Raw genomic sequence first — 21,694 nt, forward strand, 5'->3', positions numbered from 1 at the left:
CGACGAGCCCAAATCAGAAGTCGAAATCCTTGATGTTCTGTTTCGTGAAGATGAAGGGCGCCCCAAGCAGAATTTCGCTGCCGTTGACGACGTTCAGCTTGCCGAGCTTGCCGGCTTCGACCGAGGTCGCGCCGGGTTTCAGCTTGCCGTCGACCACAGCGCGCATCACGTAGGTTGCTGCATAGCCAAGATCGACCGGGTTCCACAGCACGACGGACTTGACGCAGTCGGCGTTGACATAGGGCTTCATCGCGTTGGGCGTGGCGAGGCCGACCACCGCGACCTTGCCGCATAGCTTAGCTTTGGTCACGGCTTCCGCCGAAGCGGGCGTCGCGACCGAGGTCATGCCGAAAAGACCGGAGAGCTTGTCGCCATATTTGTTGATCAGTGTCGTCGCCTGGTTGAAGGAGAGATTGTTGTCCTCCTGCGCTTCGACCGTCTCGAGCCATTTCAGCTTGGGATGGCACTTCTGCGCGTAGGCCCACATTTCGGCGATCCAGCGCGCCTGATTTGGAGTCGTGAAGGTCGAGGTGACGATCGCGAAGCTCTTGTCCTCGCCGGCCTCGTTGGCCATCGAGTCGATCATCGCCTTGGCGATGCCGTTGAACTCGGCCTGGTTGACGAACCATTCGCGCGCATTCGGTGTTGAGTTGGCGTCATAGCCGACGACATGAATACCCTTCGAGAGTGCTTTCTTCAGAACCGGCGCGATCGCTACCGGATCGTTGGCTGCGAAGAGAATGCCGTCGACGCCGCTGGTGATGTAATTGTCGATGAACTTGATCTGCTCGTCGATCTTGGCTTCGGTCGGGCCGTCGGTCTTCGCTGCGACGTTGCCGAGCGCCTTGGCGGCGTCCTGCATGCCTTTCGTGGTCGCATTGAAATAGCCGATGCCGATCAGCTTCGGCACGTCGACCAGCGAGATCGGCTTGCCGGCCTTGTCGGGCGCATTGGTGGGTTGGCCACCATCGTAAGGTTTGGCCGCAGGCGCGGCGCTGGCCTCGCCAGCCGAACAGGCAAGCGGATTGACCGGTAGATCGTCCGCGCCGTCCCATCTCTTCTCCGCCGCATAGGCCGTCCCGGCCAGCAGCGTCGCGCTCATCAGCGCTATGGCTAATCCGAATTTCATGCTCTTCCTCCCACGTTGCAGCCGCTTTGTGCGGCCTTAAGAAACGGAACGTCAGACGCCGCGGCGTCGCTGGAGCAAGCTCGCGACAAGTGTCGACAGGATCAGCACCGTGCCGATCACGACAATCGTAGCATCGCCCTTGACGCCGGTCAGCGCGAGCCCATTTTTCAGAAGCTGGATCATTGCGAGGCCGACGACGGTGCCCCAGATCGTGCCGACGCCACCGAATATGCTGGTGCCTCCGAGCACCACCGTCGCGATCACGTCGAGCTCATAGCCAATACCCATGTCGGAGCGCGTCGTCGTCACGCGCGAGACGAGGACGACGGCGGAGAGTCCCGCCATCAAGCCGGACAAAGTGTAGATGATTAGCTTGGCGCGATCGACCGGCAAGCCGGAAAAGCGGGCGGCGGTTTCGTTGTTGCCGATCGCATAGAGTGTGCGGCCGAAAGTCGTGCGGTCGAGCGCAATCCCGGCGACGACGATCGCGATCAACAGCAGCCAGAGCTGCGCCGGCACGCCGAAGAGATCGGACTGGCCGATGAAATAGAACCATTCCGGATACCCGCGCACCGAGCGAGCCTGGCTTATGCCCTCGGCAAGGCCGCGATAGAGCGCGAGCGTCGCGATTGTCATGATCAACGGCGGCACTCTGAGCCTGGTGATACCAAGGCCGTTGAAGAAGCCGGCGGTAGCGCCGACGACGAGCGTGAAGGCGATTGCCAGGGGCAATGGAAAACCGAAGGTCTTCCATGAATAGCCAAGCAAGATAGCGCAGAGCCCGACGATCGAGCCGACCGAAAGATCGATGCCGCCGGTGATGATGATGAAGGTCATAGGCAGGGCGATGAGCCCGACTTCGGTCGTCAGCCGGCCCTGATTGAGCAGATTGTCGAGCGTCAGAAAGCGATTGTTCAGTGTGCCGAGAATGATCAACGCGACGAAGAGGATCAGCGCCAGCATGGTCTCGTGTCGCAGGAGCCACCAGGGGGCGACGCGCTTCGCGATCTGGGGAAGGGGGATTTCGCTCATTGCGCTCATGCTCTGGCCATGCGCCGGCGCCGCAAGATATCGGCGATGACGGTTATAAGAATGAGCACGCCCTGCACTGCGCGGATCCAGTACGGCGAGACGTCGGTGAACACAAGCGCGCTGGCGATCTCGGCGATCAGAATCGCGGCGAGAGTAGAGCCGATCACAGTGCCGACGCCGCCGAGAATGCTGACGCCGCCGACGACCGACGCAGTGATGATCGTCAATTCGAGATTCGGCGGCACGGTCGATTGTATGACGCGGAGTTGCGTCGCATAGAGCAGGGCCGCGACGCCCGCGAAGAAGCCGTGCAGCGCGAAAACCATCACCGTGGCCCGCGGCGGCGAGATACCACAGAGACGCGCCGCCTCCGCGTTGCCGCCTACTGCGTAGATCGCACGGCCCGGCGCCGAATAGCGCATCCACCAGGCGGCAAAGAGCGTCGCGACGATCATGAGAAACACTGGCATCGGCACGGCGTCGAAAAGCTCGATGTTGGCGAGATGGAAGCTGTCGGGTAGATCGGTGATCCACTTGCCGCCAGTGACGCCGATCAGCCCGCCTTTGAGGATGGAGAGCATGCCGAGCGTCACGACGATGGCTGGAATGCGCAGATACGCGATGATGGCGCCCTGAAAGGCCATCACGAGGATGCCGACGACGAGCGGCGCCAGCCAGGTGATGATGATCGGCGCGCCTTCCACCGCCAAAGTGCCGCTGACGGTCGCCAGGACGCCGATCAGCGAGCCGACGGAAATGTCGATGTTGCCGGAGATGATCACCATCGACATACCGACCGCGGCGACCGCGATATAGGCGTTGCCGAGCAGAACGTCCGAAAGATTGCGCATCGCCAGAAAGCGCGGATTGTAAAGGCCGACGATGATCGCGAGGCCGATCACTGCGATGGCCAGCAAGGCCTCCTGCGAGGCCAGCGCCTTGAGTAGCCGCCGTGGGCTGGCTTCGGCGTGGATTAATGTCGTCGCGGTCATGCCACTTTCTCCGCGCTCTTGTGGCTGCCCATCATCGCCGCGCCGACCGTTTCCTGCGTTGCGTCTTCGCGCAAGAACTCCGCGACGATACGACCTTCACGCATGACGAGCACGCGGTCGCTCATCCCGAGCACTTCGGGCAACTCGCTCGAAATCATCAGGATCGCGAGCCCCTGTGCCGCGAGCTCGCCCATCAGGCGATGGATCTCCGCCTTAGCCCCGACATCGATGCCGCGTGTAGGCTCGTCAAGAATTAGCAGCTTCGGCTTATTGGCGAGCCATTTTCCGAGCACGATCTTCTGCTGATTACCGCCAGAGAGCTTGCCCGCAATCTGCTCGAGCGAGCTCGTCTTGACCGCAAAGCACTTGACGCCGTCGCTGGCCAGCTTGCGCTCAGCGGCGCGATCGATAAAGCCGCCGAATGCGACCTTGCCTAGCGCGGCGAGGCTGAAGTTCTCGCGCACCGTCATCGGCCTCACCAGCCCCTGCGTGCCGCGGTCTTCCGGCACATAAGCGATGCCGAGCGTGCGGGCCTGCGCGGGGGAACGGATGTAGACTGCCTGGCCGCGGATTTTGATTTCGCCACCTTCGGCAGGCGTCACACCGAAGATCGTCTGCGCCAGCTCGCTTCGGCCCGAGCCAACAAGGCCGGCAAGGCCGACGATTTCGCCGGCGCGCACGGTAAGGCTGATCCTTTTGGTGAGCGGCCGCCGCTCGAGATCTTTGACCTCCAGCACCGGTCCGCCGATCGGAAGCGTGATCTTCGGAAACAGGCTTTCGATCTTGCGGCCGACCATCAATTGCACGAGTTCGGCTGCCGCCGTGTCAGCGACGCGCTTGGTGGCGATATGCGCCCCGTCACGCAGCACGGTGACACGATCGGCGATCGCGAAAATCTCGTCGAGCCGGTGGCTGATATAGATCACCGCGACGCCGCGCGCCTTCAGCTTGCGCACAATATCGAAGAGCCGGGTGACGTCGTATTCGGTCAGGGCCGCGGTCGGCTCGTCCATGATCAAGATGCGGGCATCTTGCGACAGAGCGCGCAGGATTTCGACGCGCTGGCGATTGCCGACGCTGAGCGAGCCGACGACGCGGTCGGCGTGCAGGTCGTGAATCTCCAGTGCAGCGAGCAGATGTCTCGTCTTTTCGCGCATTGCGCGCCAGTCGAGCCGGCCGAGCCCCGCACGCGGCGCATGGCCCATGAAAACGTTTTCGGCGACGCTGAGCTCAGGAAACAGCAGCAGCTCTTGATAGATCGTCGCAATGCCAGCGCGCCTGGCGTCGTCCGGCCGCGCGAGATTGACTGGCTTGCCGTCGACGATCACCTCGCCGCGGTCGGGCGGAAACACGCCGGAGACAATCTTGATCAAGGTCGATTTGCCGGCGCCGTTCTCGCCAAGCAAGGCGTGGACCTCGCCCTTTGCGACGTTGAACGAGACGCCCGAAAGCGCGTTCACACCCGGAAAGGACTTCTCGATGTTGTACACCGAAAGGCGAGGCGGCGCGGCGGTTTCGCGAAGGGCTTGATCGTTCGCCATCGCTTCAAGCCGCCGCGATAGCGTCGGCGCCGGTCGCGACGACGACATGAATGCCCTGTTCGCGCAACATGTCGAGCGCGGCGCCCGGTGCGTCGGCGTCGGTGATCAGCGTGTGGATGCGCGACAGCGGGCAAACGACAAGGCTGCCGCGCTGGTTGAATTTTGAGGAATCGGCGAGGACGGTCAACTTGTTGGCGCGCTTCAACAGCTTGGACTCGGCACGAGCGAGCAGGGGATCGCCCTCGATGACGCCGAGCGGCCCGATCGAGATCGCGCTCATGAACATGCGCGTAGCCGAATAATGCTGGATCGCGTCCTCCTCGAAGGGTGAGACGATCATGCCCTGCTCGCGATAGACCTCGCCGCCCGGCAGAGCGACGCGGCATTTCGATTTGTGGATCAGCACTTCGGCGAGCGGGTAAGAATTGGTCAGCACTTTCAGGTGCCGCTCGCGCAGATATTCACCCATTTGGTAAGTGGTCGTGCCGCCATTGATGATGATCGTCTCGCCGTCGGCGCAGAGCGCGACGGCCGCCTTGGCGATCGCCCGCTTGGCATCGATGTTGAGCGTCTGGCTGACATCGAAAGAGCGGGTCGCAAGGGAGAGGACGTCGCCCTGCGCATTGGTTGCGTCGGACAATGTCTCAAGCCCGCCATGCACCCTGATCGCGACGCCCTGCCCGGCGAGACTGGCGAAGTCCCGCCGGATGGATGCTTCGGAGGCGCCCGTCGCGCGGCAGGCATCGGCGATGCGCACTAGCGACCGCTCTCGCAAGAGCGCCTTGATGACCTGCCAGCGTTCTCGCTCGTGCACGTCGATCTTCCTCCCCTTGCCCGTAAATTGGTCATGCTCCCGAGGACGGGTCAACTCCAAACTTTCAAGATCGATCATTATCGCGCTGCATCAATCATGCTGCATCGCGATGACGGGCATCCATGATTGACCGTGATCGAATGTCGGACATAAGCTGGCTTCAAACGAAGCACAGGAGAACGTCCAATGAGCGAGGCTGCGGGCATGCCGTTGCCCAATCTATGGGACGACGCCGTCGCCGCCGGGCTCGATGAGCCGGGCCAGTTGCTGTATCGCTCGAATTTGCTCGGGGTCGATCTGCGCATCACCAATTTCGGCGGCGGCAACACGTCGGCCAAGGTCGATGCGCGGGATCCGCTGACCCGCGCGAACGTTCGCGTCCTTTGGGTCAAGGGCTCGGGCGGCGACCTCGGCTCGATGAAGCGCGACGGCTTCGCGACGTTGTACCTCGACAAGCTCGAGAGCCTGAAAGGTCTCTATCGGGGTCTCGCCGAAGAGGACGAGATGGTCGCTTTGTTCAATCACTGCACCTTCGATCTCAATCCGCGCGCGACCTCGATCGATACGCCCTTGCACGCCTTCGTGCCGCATCGCCATGTCGATCACGTCCATGCGGACGCGGTGATCGCCGTCGCCGCCTCGGCCGATGCTGAGCGGCTGACCAGAGAGGTTTTCGGCGGGAAGCTCGGTTTCTTGCCGTGGCAGCGGCCGGGCTTCGATCTCGGCTTGAAACTCGGCGAGATGGCCTCGCGACATCCAGAGTATGTCGGCGTGATCCTCGGAGGCCACGGGCTCTTTACGTGGGCCGAGACGTCGAAAGCCTGCTACGAGACGACCTTGCGTATCATTCAGCAGGCCGCCGACTGGCTTGCGGCGCATGAGCAGAAGCCTTCCTTCGGGGGCACCAAGGTCGAAACGGCCGCGCCGGAAAAGCGCTGCGACGTCGCGGCCATACTGATGCCGCTGATCCGCGGCAAGATTTCCGCCGACGAGCGCAAGATCGGTCATTTCACCGACGCGCCGGAAGTGCTGGAATTCGTCAACTCCAATTCGCTGACGAAGCTGGCGCCGCTCGGCACGTCGTGCCCGGATCACTTTCTGCGCACCAAGATCAGGCCGCTGGTTCTCCCTTACGATCCGGGCCGCGACAACCTCGACGAGGTGATCGCCGGTCTCGACGATCTGCTCGCCGCCTACAGGCGCGATTACGCCGCCTATTACGAGCGCTGCAAACATCCGGATTCGCCGGCTATGCGCGATCCCAACGCGGTCGTGTATCTTGCGCCGGGGATCGGCATGTTCACCTTCGCCAAGGACAAGGCTACGGCCCGCATCGCCGGCGAGTTCTATGTCAACGCGATCAACGTCATGCGCGGTGCCTCGGGTGTCAGCGCCTATGTCGGCCTTGCCGAACAAGAGGCCTTCAACATCGAATATTGGCTGCTTGAAGAAGCCAAGCTCCAGCGTTTGCCCAAGCCGAAGCCGCTGGCCGGACGGATCGCCTACGTAACCGGTGGCGCCGGCGGCATTGGTGGGGCAACCGCGCAGCGGTTGCTCGACGAAGGGGCCTGCGTCGTCGTCGCCGATATCGACGAGGAAGCGTTGAAAGAGCGCGTCGCGGCGATCGCGAAACGCTATGGCCGCGACGCGGCGGTCGGCGTGAAGCTTGACGTGACCGACGAGGCGGCGGTGATCGCCTCGTTCGAAGAGACCGCGCTCGCCTTTGGCGGCGTCGACATCGTCGTCTCGAATGCCGGCATTGCCTCGGCGTCGCCGGTCGAGGACACAAGTCTTGCACTTTGGCAGAAGAACATGGACGTTCTCGCGACGGGCTATTTCCTTGTGTCGCGCGAGGCGTTTCGGCTGCTGCAGCGCCAGAAGACCGGCGGTACTATCATCTTCGTTGCCTCGAAAAATGGCCTCGCCGCTTCGGCGGGCGCTTCGGCCTATTGCGCTGCCAAGGCGTCCGAGATCCATCTCGCCCGCTGCCTGGCGCTGGAGGGCGCAGCGCACGGCATCCGCGTCAACACGGTCAATCCCGACGCGGTATTGCGCGGCTCAAAAATTTGGGAAGGCGAGTGGCGCCAACAACGCGCGGCGTCCAACAAGGTCGGGGAAGACCAGCTCGAAGAAGTCTATCGCCAACGCTCGATGTTGAAATTGTCGGTCTTCCCCGGGGACATTGCCGAGGGCATCTACTTTTTCGCTTCCGATCTTTCGGCCAAATCGACCGGCAACATCCTCAATATCGATGCCGGCAATGCCCAGGCGTTCACGCGATGAGCGCGCCATTCTCGATCAGCGCCGATTTCATTGCCGACCACAACGCGCGGCTCGACGGCGCGACGACGGAGGACTATCACGCGCTTGAGCGCACGCTGGCGCGGCGCGGGATCGATGCCGAAGCGCTGGTCCGGAAGGTGACGGACTTCGGCGTTGCCATTCCGACCTGGGGCGTCGGTACCGGGGGCACGCGCTTCGCCCGCTTTCCGGGCCCGGGCGAACCGCGCAACGTCTTCGAGAAGATCGATGATTGCGCAGTCATCCATCAATTGGCGCGGGCGACGCCGGCCGTTTCGCCGCATCTTCCGTGGGACAAGGTCGATGACAGTGCGGCGTTGCGCGAAAAAGCTGCGGCGCATGGCCTTGCCTTCGACGCGGTCAACTCCAACACGTTCCAGGATCAGCCCGGGCAAGCGCTCTCTTACAAGTTCGGTTCGTTGTCGCATACGGACAAGGCGGTGCGCGACCAGGCCGTTGCGCACAACATCGAATGCATCGAGATCGGCCGCAAACTCGGTTCGAAAGCGCTGACGGTCTGGATTGCCGATGGTTCGAACTTCGCCGGCCAGTCTAGTCTGAACAAGGTCCTCGACCGCTATATCGACGCAATGCGTGAGATCGTTGCGGCGCTGCCCGCCGACTGGCGCGTGTTCCTCGAGCACAAGTTCTACGAGCCGGCCTTCTATTCCACGGTGATCCCGGATTGGGGCACCAGCTTCGCCGCCGCGCAGGAGCTCGGGCCCAAGGCCTATTGCCTCGTCGATCTCGGCCATCATGCGCCGAACGTGAATATCGAGCAAATCGTCGCTCGGCTGGTTCGCTTCAAGAAGCTCGCGGGCTTCCATTTCAACGATTCAAGATATGGCGACGACGATCTCGATAGCGGCTCGGTCGATCCGTTTCGGCTGTTTCTGGTCTTCAACGAGCTGATCGACGCCGAGCGCCGCAAAGCGGAAGGCTTCGCGCCCGCTTATATGATTGACCAGTCGCATAACGTCACTGATCCGATCGAGAGCCTGATGCAATCGGCAATCGAATTGCAGCGTGCTTATGCGCAGGCTCTGATCGTCGATCGCGCGGCGCTCGAAGCTGCGCAAGAGACGAATGATGCGCTCGGTGCGCATCTCGAATTGAAACGCGCCTTCACGACAGATGTCTCGCCGCTCCTCGCCGCCGCTCGCCTGCGCACAGGCGGAGCGATCGCGCCAATAGCGGCGTATCGCGCCTCCGGTTATCGGGCGCAAACAGCGAAGGAGCGCCCCGCCGTCGCCGGGACTTCGGTGGGCATCGTCTAAATTAGGCGCTGCGACTTTGTGCTCGGACGAGAGCGTGGCGCCTGCTTCATGTGTCGATCATGGCCACGTAGTCCATATGAAGAGTGATTGGTCCCTTCGATCCGTCCAGAATGACGCGGAGACTCTTCGGGTAGTATCCAGCCCTGATCACGGTCCCGGTCCTTGCAGCCAAGCGAGGACCGGCTCCCGGCTTCACCTGAATCCGTGAGCCCGGTGGAAACTTGAGTTCGGCTTGGACCGATCCTGCCATGACATCCTCGGCAGCGAATGAGCTAGTTCTACTCGAAGAGTTCGCGAACGCGTGCGCTGTGAACGAGGGGTACGCAGGCAGGCGGGAAGTTCGATCGCGGGCGAGACAAAAATGGCAGCTGTCGTACTTCGGCGATAAAAAGAGGTCTCGGACAACAGTGCTGAAAAGACCAAATCATCCGATGCCCAACTGCAGTTCCTAATTCTCTCCGCGTGCTCAACTTCAGCGCCACAATACCTGCTCAACACCAAATCCGCGCCATGAACTCGCATCCGGCCCCCGACGTCCCGGACTGAATCACGGAAACGCTTCGGTGAAAACATCCTTCGTCGGGAGTAATCCGGAGCCATAAATCCAGCCGGTTCGCTTCAACCAACTGCGCGCGATCGCCGGCACCCGAAACGGGCAACGTATTGTCGGCTGTCCGCTGTCGTCTTCGCTCGCTCCCGGAGCGTTAGGTGAACGGTATGATCGTAGATGCGAATGCTCCATTAGAGGTACCTCGCCTGGCCATTCTGCTGGTCTGCTCCCGGTGTAATTCGAGCGGCTCAATCAGGTTGTGAACGTCGGCCATGCACGGAGACGGGGCGCATCTCACGCGCGGCTCTCACCTCAGACTACTGATGCTGCTGGAGAAACGCCTGGAAAGGATGCATCGCGCAAATTGCGGCGCAATTGGGCGCCCAACTTTTCGGCACAATAATCCCTTGGTTCCGCCTGATCGAACCGAGATTCCTGCCTCAAACGTAAACATACGTTCACCCGCAATGAGAGGCCGGTTGCACTCAGACTTGGAGGTGCTGGGGGCACTCACCACGATAGGGGAAGCGATTTGACACTACACTACACCGCAGGTAACAACATCAATGCGCAAGGTACCTACGCGCCAGCCGCGGCTGGCTTCAACCTGGCCGATGTTTCGTCGGTAGACGAGTTGAATGCATTGCCGTCTGGCGTGCGCGGCATGGTCTACCTTGACCAGGGGGACGGCGTCACCCAGAGCTTCATGGATGCTGTGAAGCCCTACATCGGAAATCCGAAAGTCTACGGCTTCTATCTCAAGGATGAGCCGGATCCGACGGGACAGTACAATACGCTGGTGACGGCGGCCAACCTCAAGGCTGAGTCGGACTACATCCACGCCAACGTTCCCGGCGCAAAGACCTTCATCACCATGATGAACATGGGGTCTTCGGAAAATCCGACGTTCGCGAATACTTACAACCCGACCAACACCCACATCGATCTGTTCGGCATCGATCCGTATCCGGTGCGATCGGACATGAGCACGGTCGATTACAGCATGATCGACAAGGCCGTGACCGCCGCCGAATCCGCGGGGATTTCGGCGGACCACATCGTCCCGGTGTTCCAGACCTTCGGCGGCGGCAACTGGGCCGATGACAGCGGAGGCCACTACGTGATGCCGACGGCTGCGCAGGAACAGACGATGCTCGCTCATTGGGCGGCGGCCGTTCCAAATCCGGCCTTCGACTACGCCTATGCGTGGGGCTCGCAGAACGGCGACACGGCACTTGAGGGCTCGTCGGCACTTCAGAGCGTGTTTCTGCAGCACAACACCGCTACGAGCACGACGCCGGCCGGAGGCACCAGCGGAAGCTCGACGGTCAGTTCGGGCGGCAGCACGACACCCGTGACCGGTTCGAGCGGTGGTACAACCACCGGCTCGAGCGGCGGTACCACCACCGGTGGCACGACCACGGGCTCGACCAGCGGCAGTTCGTCCGGTGGTTCGACATCGACGACGACCGATGGTCAGTACCATCATCACCATCACGGGCTCGATTTTTCGCAGCTTGCGACGAGCGCACCGACAGCCTCGTCGGCAATCGTTCCGACGTCGACAACGCCGATTGCGACTGCGAGCGGAAGCGGTGCAACGGATGCCACTTCGACCCACACGGATGCCGCGACTCATATGGCAGATCTGATCAGTCATCACACTGACCATCACGCGTGGCACTTCTGATCTGAGAGACCGTTTTCGTCAACAGAGACATACGCGGGGCACGCCCCGCGTATGAGAATTGCCTAGGGGATCGCTTGCTGCCGCAGTGGCCGCGGGCCGGGGTGCCATTCTGCGCAAGGCGGAATGTTGGAATGCGAGCGATCGCGCTCGATCACATGCAAAATTTCAACTGCTTGCCGCTGCCCGTCCAAGGGCCGCCCGGATATGCACATGTACGCTTCGGCAAAGGTTTCCGCGCTCGCGGATGGATTCCGTCAGATACGTCCTGGCCTGCTTGCGGCCGGTGGACTATCTATCTTCATAAACCTGCTGGTGTTCGTTTCGCCGCTCTACACGATGCAGATCTACGACCGCGTGCTGACCAGCCGGAACGGAATGACCCTCCTGCTGCTCTCGCTGATCGCGCTCGCGGTATTTGTCAGCTATGCGGCACTCGAGCATTTTCGCAGCCGGGTCCTGGTGCAAGTCGGCCTGCAGTTCGACCAGCTCCTTTCCGGGGAAGTCTTCGAGACCGCGCTCGGCCATTCCCTGAGCACGAGCAGCTCGCATCACGTCCAACTGCTTCGTGACGTGGACACTCTGCGCGAGGTCCTGTCGGGTGGTGTGATCACGTCGTTGATGGACGTGCCGTGGACACCGATATTCCTGGCAATATGCTTCCTGCTTCATCCTTTGATTGGCTTGGTCGCTTTGACCGGTGCGGTTGCCATTCTCTTTCTGGCCTTCCTCAATGAGCGCGCCACCAAGGCGCCGCTCATTGCGGCCGCGTCGAAAAACCTTCATGCCCTGGACCGATTGACATCCTCGCTACGCAACGCCGAGGCCATCCGTGCGTTGGGAATGGGACCCGCCGTGCGCAACGCCTGGAGCTCGACACATGGCGAGGCGCTTCTCGACGGCGCCCGCGCGGGCGAACGCGGTGGCACGCTCCTTGCGATCTCCAAATTCCTGCGGATGGCACTCCAGGTGTCGATCATGGGAGTAGGAGCCTATCTCGCAATTCAGCAGGAGATCTCGGGAGGCGTTCTGTTCGCGGCTTCGCTCATCATGGGGCGCGCGCTTGCACCGGTGGAAGCGGCCGTATCGCAATGGAAGGCTCTCGTCGTCGCGCGTACGTCGTATGCGCGGCTCGACGCCGCGCTTCGAACTCGGGCTTCAGAGCGCCCGCCAACCAAGTTGCCGCCACTGGCTGGTGAGGTTTCGGTCGAAGCCGTCACGGTGCTCGTACCCGGATCCCAAATGCCGGCGGTCGCAGATGTTTCTTTCCACTTGGCCCCCGGTGAGATCGTTGCAGTAGTCGGACAGTCTGGCTCCGGGAAATCGTCGCTGGCACGGGCTCTTGTCGGCTCTTGGCCCGTCGTCCGCGGTTGCGTGCGCATCGATGGGAACGACACAAGGCATTTCGATCCTAATTTCCTTGGGCAACGCCTAGGGTATCTTCCGCAGGACGTCGAGCTGTTCGCCGGCACGGTGCGTGACAATATCGCTCGCTTTCGCGACGACGCGACGGATGAATCGGTCATCGAGGCTGCGCAACTGGCGTCCGCGCATGCCATGATTCAGCGGCTTCCGAAGGGCTATGACACCGTCGTCGGCGATAACGGGGCCGGTCTTTCGGGCGGTCAGCGGCAGCGCATCGGGTTGGCGCGCGCGCTGTTCGGCAGGCCCGTGCTGGTCGTGCTCGACGAGCCGAATGCCAATTTGGACGGCGATGGCGACCGCGCACTCGCAGATGCGATCCAGACGCTCCGGAAGCACCGCGTAACGGTCGTGATCATCAATCACCGCCCCAACCTGCTCGCCCTGGTCGACAAGATCGTCTTCATGCACGAAGGACGCCTCGGGCGGGTCGGAACACGCGACGAACTTCTTCCCGTGCTGCTGGGGCAGGCGGTCACGCCGATGCATCGCGATGCGCGAGCGCCGGGTGAGCACCGTCACCAAGTCGAAGCTCATCATCGCGCCGACGGCGCTCCCCTCAACGCGCCTCTTGCGAAGCCGGTGCGCGCAGCTCACGCGACGAGGCAATGATGGACAACATGATGTCGGTCAAAGAAGCCTCTCCTCAAAATGAATTCACGGAGCTTCTGAAGCGCTTGAGCGCGAGCGGCAGGCCTCGGGCGCGCCACATCCTGTCCGACGCCATAGCCAATTTGCGGTCACTGGCAAGGCGGCTTCCTCGTCTTGCGATGGCCATTGGGCCGTTGCTTTCGCTGTGGGGCTCGGGGCAAGCCGCTGGTGGCCCGTCCGGCGATTGGCACACTCCAGCGAGGCGGGGCTTCGCCATCGTGTTCTTCACATTCGTCGTGTTTGGCGGTTGGGCCGCCCTGGCCTCGATCGATGGCGCCGTGGTGGCGACGGGCTCGGTCGTGGTCGAGAGCGACAAGAAGGCCGTGCAGCACCTTGAAGGCGGCATCGTTCAAAGTCTGATGGTGACCGGCGACGCTCATGTCGCAGAAGGGCAGGTCCTGTTGCGACTCGATTCAACCCAGGAACGGGCGAAGGAGGGGATCGCGCGCTCGGCCGTTTATTCGGCGATTGGCGAGGAGGCGCGCTTACAGGCAGAAGCCGAGGGACGCGATAAGATCACGTTTCCCGCCGAACTGACTCAGAATGCTTCCGACCCATCGGCGCAGCGCGCGATGGGCGACCAGAAGCGGCGTTTTGACGAACGCCGCGCCGCGCGAAAAATCGAGGTATCGATTCTTGAAGAGCGCATTGCGCAGGCGCAGCGGCAGATTCAGGGAAATGATGCGCAAAGCAAGGCGACACGGGCGCAGTTCGATAGCGTGAGCCAGGAATATGCCAAGCTCAAGCCGCTCGCCGATCAGGGGATCGTCGCGTTCGCCCGTGTCGCCACCCTCGAGCGCAGCAAGTCCGAGCTCGATGGCAAGATCGGCGCCTACGAGGCCGATATCGCCCGCTACGGGCGCGTGATCGACGAGTCGCGGTTGCAGATCGAGCAGGTCGGACAGAAAGTCCTGGAGGAAGCGACCGGAAAGCTGACCGAGACGAGGGCGCAACTTGCCGACGCGCGCGAGAAGCTGCGGGCCGCTGACGATGTTCTGGCTCGGATGGAGGTGCGTGCACCGCGTTCCGGACGCATTGTGAATTTGAAAGTCCATACGGTGGGAGCGGTGATCAGGGCCGGCGAGGTCCTGATGGAGGTCGTGCCCGACAACGACGTGCTCGTGGTCGCGGCGAAAGTGTCGTCCCTTGATATCAATCATGTACAGGTCGGGTTGCCCACGGAAATCCGGCTTCCTTCGTTCAAGGCGCGCTCCACCCCGATCGCCGTCGGCGAAGTTCTCTCGATCGCAGCCGATGCGGTTCGCGATGAAGCGACGCATCAACCCTATTACGAGGTCAAGGTCTCGGTGCAGGTGGCAAAATTCCCCGAGACGATCCGGGAAAAGCTCAAGCCGGGGATGATGGCCGACGTTCTCATCGCGACCGGGGAACGCACCGTGCTGGCCTATCTCACACAACCGATGACGGACGCGATACGTCGCGGCATGCGGGAGAACTAGTGCGCCGAAGGGAGGAGCGAGGGAGAGAACCGATCTCCGATCAGGTGGGGCGCTTCCTCACGAACCAGACCAATTGCAGGCCGTCGCGAGCTTGCGTCGGACGGAATCCAGGCCGACCAGGTCAAACGTGTTTTCGTATGGGAGAGTCTTTCCCGCGTAGACCTTGATCAGGAGCCGGCCGCCCTCCGGCATCGCGCGCAACAGGCGAACGGCGTCACCCTGAAAGGTAAGACTTCTGCCTCCCTCCGTCGCGCGCCAGCGCTCTTCGACGGATGGCTCGTCGTTGATCTGGTACGCGACCTTCACCTCGGTCTCTGGAGGCTGCTTCCAGGATGGCGAGGTGGGTATTGTCAGCTCGGTCCGACTGCCGCGACAGCGGATCGCGATCGAGGAGGGGGCATCCTTCGTGGCTCGACGTCCCATGGTCTGCGCCGAGATCTGCGGCTTGTAGTCCACCGGCGAGGTCGTCTCGCTGATGATCCAGTCCAGCCCTCGAGGTGGTGCCGTTGTGGTCGGTTCTGCCGCCTCACTCAGCAAATTGTCGACGCATTTCAGCCGTTCCATTCCTTGGAACCGGGCACATTCCTTCAACCGATCGGTAGCATCGCCCGCCTGTGCGCGGGTCGGCAGGCTTAGACTTGCGAATGTAATCAAAGCCACGGCAACCGTGCCCTTCATCGTGACAGTCCCACCGTCGCGCCCGGTGAGCGATCGAGCCATTCCTGTGCGGGGCCGAACCGGGCGAGGCCGGGCACGTTGGCGCGGAGGCTCACATCCTTCCATTTCGGATCGAAGCCGGGCGACTGCAGGCGGTCGAGCCGGCCGAACAACTGATCCACGAAGCGGGCCATGCGCACGTAGCGGTCGGATTGTTTCGGCCAGTTGTAGCCTGCCAAAATGGTGGGGACCGCGATGGTTGAGATGCGTTCTCCTTTCGACACGAGGCTCGGATAGTCCGCCGAGTCGATCGCTGACGGGAGATAGTAGTCCTCGAATCGTGAATCGTATTCCACCGGCAGGAACTTGAATCCCGGCTCCCAACGCCCCTTCAGAAACGCATCGACCGGCTTCGACGTGATGAACACAACCGCCGCGATTTCCCCGCTCTTCATCTGCTGCAATGCGACCTGATGGGGAATGAACATCTTCTCGACATTCAACCCCAGCCGGCTGAAGATCAACGGACCGGAATAAGCGGCCGCTGTGCCTTGCGTGTTGAAGTTGACCTTCTTACCCTTGAGGTCATCGAGCGACTTGATCTCGGGGCGCACGAAGACGTGCAGTTCAGCTGGAAAAAGGTTGAGAATGTAGACGATTCGCCGGTCGATCGACGGGACTTGGGCCTTGTACTCGTCGAGGGCGTCCGTATTGATGATCGCCGCATCCACCCCCCGCAGATAGAGCAGCGAATTGACGTTCTCCGTCGCGCCGGTCGTCACGATCGGGATGACGTGGAGCTTGTCTTCCTCGTTGACGACGCGGGCGATCTCCGCCGCAAGTCGAAGCGGAGCACCCTCGATGAGACCGCCTGCGAGCCCGACGGTCCAAGCATTAATGCGCTCTTTTGCGATCATGTCGGCGTTCTTTGCCGGTGCCGCGGCTGGCGCTGCAGGAGTCCTGACAGACTGGGCGCTCGCCGCCATTTGCAGCCCGACCAGCGCCGATAAAATTGCGGACGCGAACTTGATCATGCCCATGTGTCGTTCTCCGTCGTCTGGCTGCTTCGAGATCTGGTGCGACGCTACTTCAGCGCCTTGATGCGCTCCTCTGCATCGTCAATGCCGCCGGCCTTTGCTCTTTGATACAAGTCGCGCGCTTTGGTCCGATCGCCCGCGACGCCGCGCGCACGCCACGATTCCAGCACGGGCGGATCATAGGTCTCCGCAAGCATGAAGGCGGCCTGCGCGCTGCCGCGCGCAAGAGCCAACTCCAGCAATTGGCGAGCGCTGCTGATGTCGACCTGCCGGAGCAACGCAGTCGCCCGTGCAAGCAGCCTCTGCTCGTCTGCGGGGGCGCGGGGCGTCGCGCTCGCTCGAGCAGAGCGCTCCGATGCCGCAGCGACTTTCGAGCCCGGATCCGCGGGTGGGGCGCGATTTGTCGTTTGCGCCTGCAATGTCGATGAGCCAGGTTTCGAGGTAGATTGTGGGTTGGAGGCGACCGTCCGGGCGGTGTCCTGCTCGCGCGAGCGGCCTCCTTCCTCGCCGTTAGGAGCGAGAACGGGCGCACGCTCCTGTGCGGTCCGCTCCGGCGGCCGATTTGCGGAGGAAGCCGCTGCGGCCAATTTTCCGTTCGCATCCGCGAGCTGGACCCTGGCCGATGCAAGCTCTTGTGCGAGATCGTCGGCGCGCTTGCGCTCACTGACGAGGGCATCGTTCTGCTTCGCAGCCGTCGCGTTGAGGTCCGTGACCCTGAGGATCTCGGCATAGGCAGCGGCGAGGCCCGCAGAACGTTCCTCGACCTCTTTCCGCGTGGAGGTCAGCTCGCGAAGGAGAGCTTCGCTCTTGTCCCTCTGTCTGACTGCTGCCTTCTTGTTCTCGGCCTGGGCGGCATCGGTGGCCCTAGCGGCCTCTCCGGCGGCGGAACGCGCGTCATCACGTTGGTTCGTCAGCGATACCGTTTCGCGTGCGAGCGCGTCTGCTCTATCTCGCTGCTGGCCTACCTCGCGTTCCAGCGCCTCCCTCTGCTCGGTCTCGGTTTTGCGGGTTTTCATAACAGCGGTTTGCGCGGCCTCGAACTCAGCCTGGACGGAGGCGAGCCGCTTCACGGCGGCATCTGCTCGATCTCGTTGTTGCGCCAGTTCTTTCTCCAGGGCGACACTCCGCTCCGACTTTGCAGCGGCCGCCTTCGCAACGTCGGAGGTCTCGGCTCGAGCTGTGCTGGCCGCCGTCCGCAGGGTGACCAGTTCCGTTGCGGCGGCATCCGACCTGTCGCGTTGCAGCTTCAGTTCCTGCTCCATGGCCTGCTTTTGCGTGGCTTCGGCAGCGGCGGCTTTGGAAGAGTCGGTGGCGGCGGTCCGTGCGGTTTCGAGCTCGGCCCTGAGGGAGGCCAGCTCGGTGGCGGCCCCCTCGGATCTGTCGCGTTGCTGCTTCAGCTCGACTTCGAGCGCTTGCTTCTCCGCAACCTCGGCGGCGAGGGCCGTTGTTGCTTCAGTCGCCGCGCTCCGCGCGACGTCGAGGTCCGATCGGAGCGACGCAAGCTCGGCCGCGGCGCTCCCTGTGCCGCTTCCAGGTGCGACTATCGGCTCCTGCTTGGGTTCTGCTGCGGAGATCTGCACCGCTTTTGAGGCTGCGATCCGGGCCGCCGCGAGCTCCGCCCCGAGGAATGAGAGGTCTCGCGCGAGATTGTTCACCTTGTCCCGTTCCAGCTCAAGGGCGTGGGTCTGCCTGATCCCCAGCTCAATGGCTCCCATCGCGTGCGCCCGCTCGAGCTGGGCAGAGTTAAGCTCTGCTCGGACACTTGCCAGTTCACGTGCGAGCCTGTCGGCTCGATCACGCTCCTGTTCAAGTGCCTCGTGCTGCCTGATCCGTTCGGCTTCAACCGCCGGGACGCCGAACTCGATAGCGTCGCGCGGGCCGCCATGCGCGAATCCGACAAGGAGTGCCAGGAGGAATGCCGCCGCAGCGGCTGTCCACACGAGATCTCCGCCAAGCGATCGGCCCTGTCGGAAAGGACGGGGAACGCCGCTCAGCGAGCCGATCATTTCGTGCGCAATTGCCTGTAACTCCATCGTGACAGCTCAGACTAGCCTTAGGCACCTTGTCATTCGGCGTCATCAATGACACCGCCTTGGTCGGTGCTCTGTCGATGTGGCAGTATAGGTAGCCACAAGGAGGTAGAGGCGCGCCGTACCGGGAATAAAGTAGATCGTCGGCGCTGCCGCTGTGCCTTCCTTGACCAACGCAGCCGCTCGCAACAGATTGGACGGGCCAGCCCAGGCTGCGCGTTCCGCACAATTCAGGGGAAAACAGCATGAACAAGACAATCGTCGTTTTCGCCAGTCTGACCTTTACTGGCGCGTTTCTGGTGAGCGCGGTCCAGACAACTCATGCCTCTCAAGCTGGAAGCCCTAAGCTCAACGCCAATGCCAAGATGATCGTCAGTCCCAAGCGTGTGCAGTCGCACCGGCTCGTCGTCCAGGTGGACGTCAATGATCCGGCGCTCATGAACCTCGCGTTGAACAACGTCAGCAACACGGTTCAGCACTATTCGGAAATCGGTCAGAAGGTCGAGGTCGAACTGGTGGCATTCGGACCAGGATTGCACATGTTGCGAGACGACACCTCGCCTGTGAAAGCGCGCATCAGGTCCATGAGCGAGACCATGCCCGAAGTCTCGTTCTCCGCGTGCGGAAACACCAAGGAGAACATGGCGAGGACCGAAGCCAAGGAGATACCTCTGATCTCGCAGGCGAAGGTCACCAAATCCGGCGTGGTTCGGCTGATGGAGCTGCAGGAGCAGGGTTGGAGCTACCTGCGCCCCTGAAACGCGGCCGGCCGGCGCGTCGTTGTGGTGCGCCGGCGAGGTACGAAATCTCAAACGGACGGCGCCTCTACACGGACATCGGGGCGCGCCGTGGCTTTTTCCTTGCGGTTCGGCACGAATACCCCGAGGACGCCGGGCAGCAGCCGCAGGTACCGGAAAATGAAGAAGGCCATGGCGATGTGCCAGATGATCAGCGCGGTTGCGCTGGCGATCGCAGCGCCGGTCAATCCAAGCCAGTAGATGAATGCGATGCTGGCGAGGATGTTGATGGCGGCGCTCAGGGTCAGCAGTACGGCAGCCCCCCGTTCGTGCTCGGTCATCGTCATGATGAGCAGCAGAGATCCGAAGGCGGCTGCGATCACCTGCCCCAGGAGCAAGATGCGCAGGGCGGCGGCGCCAGCCACAAAATCCCCTCCGAACCAGGAGAGAAGTGGCTCGGCCATGATCGCCAATCCGAGCGCGATGCCCACCGAGGTACAGAGCGTCCACAAAGCGGCCTTAGTCACGAGTGCCTGCAAGGTCGCCCGATCGTTCCTTGTGAACAGGCTTGAGATGGTCGGCGCGAACAGGGTATTGATCGCAGTGCGGGGCAATGCCACGAGGAATGCGATATTGAAGACCAGGCTATATATTCCGGCCTCTCTGGTTTCCCCGAACCATCCGAGCAGCACCACGCCGGCGCGGTTGAGCAGAGCTTCTGCGCCCGCGATGATCATGAACGGGACGGCAGTCTGCCGCCAACTTGTGGGCGCATATTGAGGCTCTGCCGCCCTGATTGCGTCTGGACACAATCTCCGAACAGCCTGGCTGGCGAGCACGAGTCCGACGACGGCGCCGGCGACGGTCGCCATCATGATCCCCTGTGCCTCGATGCGCGATCCGAGGAAAAGACCGGCCATGACGACGATGATCACAAGTAATCCGTCCCGCACCACGCGGTCGGGCAACAGTGCCGGCACAACGCCGCCAAAAGCGCGGACGATCGAGCAGCGTATCCATAACAGCGCCAGAATGGGAATGAGAACGAAGCCGACCAGAAAGGTGTTCGTCAACTCCGTTGAGAACGGCCGGGGCCAGATCTCGATAATGCCCGCCCCGATGAACGCGACTAGAAGGCTTATGCCAAGTGAACGTCGCTCCGCGTATTGGATGACGCCTCGCGCAAGGCCGCTGGCTCCCGTGGTTTGATACGCGGACACGAAGCGCAGCAGTGCGATGTCGAAGCCGAGCGCGCAGAAATATGCGAGGATGGTTATCCAGGCGATGACATAGGCGTAGACGCCGTAAGTGTGAGCGCCGACAATTCTGGCTATCAGGAGTTGCGCGCAGGCAGTTACGCCGGCGCTGGCAACGTAGATTGAGAATGCGGCAGCTCCTCCGATCACCACTCGTCTGATCCGCGCGTGGCCAACGCTCCGGTCGTGCATTTCCATTTTCTGTCCTTGCAGTACTGGCTCTATCGAGCGCCCAAAAATCCGGGTCGAAAAACGATTCAAGGAAAATGATTCAACAGGGAATGGTCTGAGAGTTCCGCTTCAACATGTGCTGGTTTGGTCGTGGCGTGCTTCTGTTGCTCGACGATGCTCACGATCTGACGTTCCATTTGTTCGACGGCCGTGGCGAGAGACGCCTGATCGAGCGACGATATGGTCACGACGTTCCGGCCTTTCCTGCGCAGCAATTCGTGCAGGAGGTCGGCGATGCTGCGTGAGCTGAGGCTGGTTTCCACGTCCAGCTCGAGCAGCTGTTCGATCTTGCCCCCGAGATGATGTCGGTCGCGAAGCCGCTCCTCGAGGAGCGTGGTCGGCGCGTCGAGGCGTATCAGAAGGTCCGGTGCGGGAACAAGATCCAGCGCGTACGAGATCAATGCTTCGTCGGCGATGCCGCAAAGCAGTGTCAGAGAGCAAATCGCCTGGACGAACGCCTGATCGAACAAGACGATGTGCGCGATCGCGGATCTGTGAAACCATGCGTGCGACAATCTGGACATGTATTGCAGCAGCCTGAGCGAAGAGAGCGGGTTGGACGGTGGAAGGACCTTGATCAGATTCAATGCTGTCCCGAGATCGCGTGAAATCCCCCGCGGTCGGAATATCATGGACACCAATTCCGCCAGCGGACGCGTCAAGCGCCGCGTCGTGAAGGAGATCTTCCGAAGGGGCGTTGACGGCGTGACGGTCTCGCTTGGCGAGCGTTCCGCCGGCCGATGGCTGAGTACGAGGTCCACGGTGTAGTCACGCTCGCGCAGACGTGCGGCAAGAGTACGAGCAAGAGTGGTCTTGCCGGCGCCTGGAGGACCGAAAAGCTCGATGATCATATCCGAACTCAGACAAATGAAATGATTGAAATTGGACAG

General features: G+C 62.0%; 16 protein-coding genes. 6 read left to right on the plus strand and 10 right to left on the minus strand.

The window, feature by feature from the left end:
* Positions 1-13 precede the first annotated feature (13 nt).
* From ABID58_RS07135 to ABID58_RS07155, 5 genes are read right to left on the minus strand one after another with little or no spacing between them, the layout of a single operon-like run.
* Positions 14-1,129, minus strand: coding sequence for an autoinducer 2 ABC transporter substrate-binding protein (locus ABID58_RS07135; RefSeq protein ID WP_354032079.1), 1,116 nt, complete (start codon positions 1,127-1,129; stop codon positions 14-16).
* A 51-nt stretch (positions 1,130-1,180) separates the two neighbouring features.
* Entirely contained in the window at positions 1,181-2,170 is a 990-nt protein-coding gene (locus tag ABID58_RS07140; protein WP_354032080.1) for an ABC transporter permease, read from the minus strand.
* Positions 2,167-3,153 carry an ABC transporter permease gene (locus tag ABID58_RS07145; protein ID WP_354032081.1) on the minus strand — a complete coding sequence of 329 codons (987 nt, stop codon included), beginning with the start codon at positions 3,151-3,153 and terminating at the stop codon, positions 2,167-2,169. The genes ABID58_RS07140 and ABID58_RS07145 overlap by 4 nt, the downstream gene beginning before the upstream one ends.
* Positions 3,150-4,694: a sugar ABC transporter ATP-binding protein gene (locus ABID58_RS07150; protein ID WP_354032082.1), complete on the minus strand. Its 1,545-nt coding sequence runs from the start codon at positions 4,692-4,694 to the stop codon at positions 3,150-3,152. Before ABID58_RS07150 ends, ABID58_RS07145 begins: the two co-directional genes overlap by 4 nt.
* A gap of 4 nt (positions 4,695-4,698) precedes the next feature.
* Complete coding sequence (locus tag ABID58_RS07155) at positions 4,699-5,508, minus strand: DeoR/GlpR family DNA-binding transcription regulator (protein ID WP_148749193.1); 810 nt, start codon at positions 5,506-5,508, stop codon at positions 4,699-4,701.
* Between the two features lie 186 nt (positions 5,509-5,694).
* On the opposite strand from ABID58_RS07155, the gene ABID58_RS07160 reads away from it, so the two are divergent.
* The 5 genes from ABID58_RS07160 to ABID58_RS07180 all read left to right on the plus strand — a co-directional run bounded on the left by ABID58_RS07160 (position 5,695) and on the right by ABID58_RS07180 (position 14,856).
* Positions 5,695-7,791, plus strand: a complete 2,097-nt coding sequence (locus ABID58_RS07160) for a bifunctional rhamnulose-1-phosphate aldolase/short-chain dehydrogenase (protein ID WP_354032083.1) — start codon at positions 5,695-5,697, stop codon at positions 7,789-7,791.
* Complete coding sequence (rhaI, locus tag ABID58_RS07165; RefSeq protein ID WP_354032084.1) at positions 7,788-9,086, plus strand: L-rhamnose catabolism isomerase; 1,299 nt, start codon at positions 7,788-7,790, stop codon at positions 9,084-9,086. The genes ABID58_RS07160 and rhaI overlap by 4 nt, the downstream gene beginning before the upstream one ends.
* A gap of 1,082 nt (positions 9,087-10,168) precedes the next feature.
* Positions 10,169-11,326, plus strand: coding sequence for a calcium-binding protein (locus tag ABID58_RS07170; protein ID WP_354032085.1), 1,158 nt, complete (start codon positions 10,169-10,171; stop codon positions 11,324-11,326).
* 204 nt (positions 11,327-11,530) lie between these two features.
* Positions 11,531-13,357: a type I secretion system permease/ATPase gene (locus ABID58_RS07175; protein WP_148749189.1), complete on the plus strand. Its 1,827-nt coding sequence runs from the start codon at positions 11,531-11,533 to the stop codon at positions 13,355-13,357.
* Positions 13,354-14,856, plus strand: coding sequence for an HlyD family type I secretion periplasmic adaptor subunit (locus tag ABID58_RS07180; RefSeq protein ID WP_354032086.1), 1,503 nt, complete (start codon positions 13,354-13,356; stop codon positions 14,854-14,856). The genes ABID58_RS07175 and ABID58_RS07180 overlap by 4 nt, the downstream gene beginning before the upstream one ends.
* Positions 14,857-14,913: 57 nt before the next feature.
* On the opposite strand, the gene ABID58_RS07185 is transcribed toward ABID58_RS07180, so the two are convergent.
* Genes ABID58_RS07185 through ABID58_RS07195 form a run of 3 tightly spaced genes read right to left on the minus strand, consistent with a single transcriptional unit; the run spans position 14,914 to position 18,583 of the window.
* Complete coding sequence (locus tag ABID58_RS07185) at positions 14,914-15,534, minus strand: hypothetical protein (RefSeq protein WP_354032087.1); 621 nt, start codon at positions 15,532-15,534, stop codon at positions 14,914-14,916.
* The gene (locus tag ABID58_RS07190) at positions 15,531-16,553 is read right to left on the minus strand and encodes a TAXI family TRAP transporter solute-binding subunit (RefSeq protein ID WP_354032088.1); all 1,023 of its coding nucleotides are present in this window, start codon (positions 16,551-16,553) and stop codon (positions 15,531-15,533) included. Before ABID58_RS07190 ends, ABID58_RS07185 begins: the two co-directional genes overlap by 4 nt.
* A 44-nt stretch (positions 16,554-16,597) precedes the next feature.
* The gene (locus tag ABID58_RS07195) at positions 16,598-18,583 is read right to left on the minus strand and encodes a coiled-coil domain-containing protein (protein ID WP_354032089.1); all 1,986 of its coding nucleotides are present in this window, start codon (positions 18,581-18,583) and stop codon (positions 16,598-16,600) included.
* A 242-nt stretch (positions 18,584-18,825) separates the two neighbouring features.
* Between ABID58_RS07195 and ABID58_RS07200 the strand changes: the two genes are divergently transcribed.
* Positions 18,826-19,338, plus strand: coding sequence for a DsrE family protein (locus ABID58_RS07200; RefSeq protein ID WP_148749185.1), 513 nt, complete (start codon positions 18,826-18,828; stop codon positions 19,336-19,338).
* Positions 19,339-19,388: 50 nt separating this feature from the next.
* Here the strand turns inward: ABID58_RS07200 and ABID58_RS07205 are convergent, their stop codons facing one another.
* Positions 19,389-20,771, minus strand: a complete 1,383-nt coding sequence (locus tag ABID58_RS07205) for an oligosaccharide flippase family protein (RefSeq protein ID WP_354032090.1) — start codon at positions 20,769-20,771, stop codon at positions 19,389-19,391.
* Positions 20,772-20,830: 59 nt separating this feature from the next.
* The gene (locus tag ABID58_RS07210; RefSeq protein ID WP_354032091.1) at positions 20,831-21,655 is read right to left on the minus strand and encodes a hypothetical protein; all 825 of its coding nucleotides are present in this window, start codon (positions 21,653-21,655) and stop codon (positions 20,831-20,833) included.
* Positions 21,656-21,694 lie beyond the last annotated feature (39 nt).

The organism is Bradyrhizobium sp. S3.2.6 (assembly GCF_040546885.1).
In the GTDB taxonomy this organism is placed as follows: Bacteria; Pseudomonadota; Alphaproteobacteria; order Rhizobiales; family Xanthobacteraceae; genus Bradyrhizobium; species Bradyrhizobium cytisi.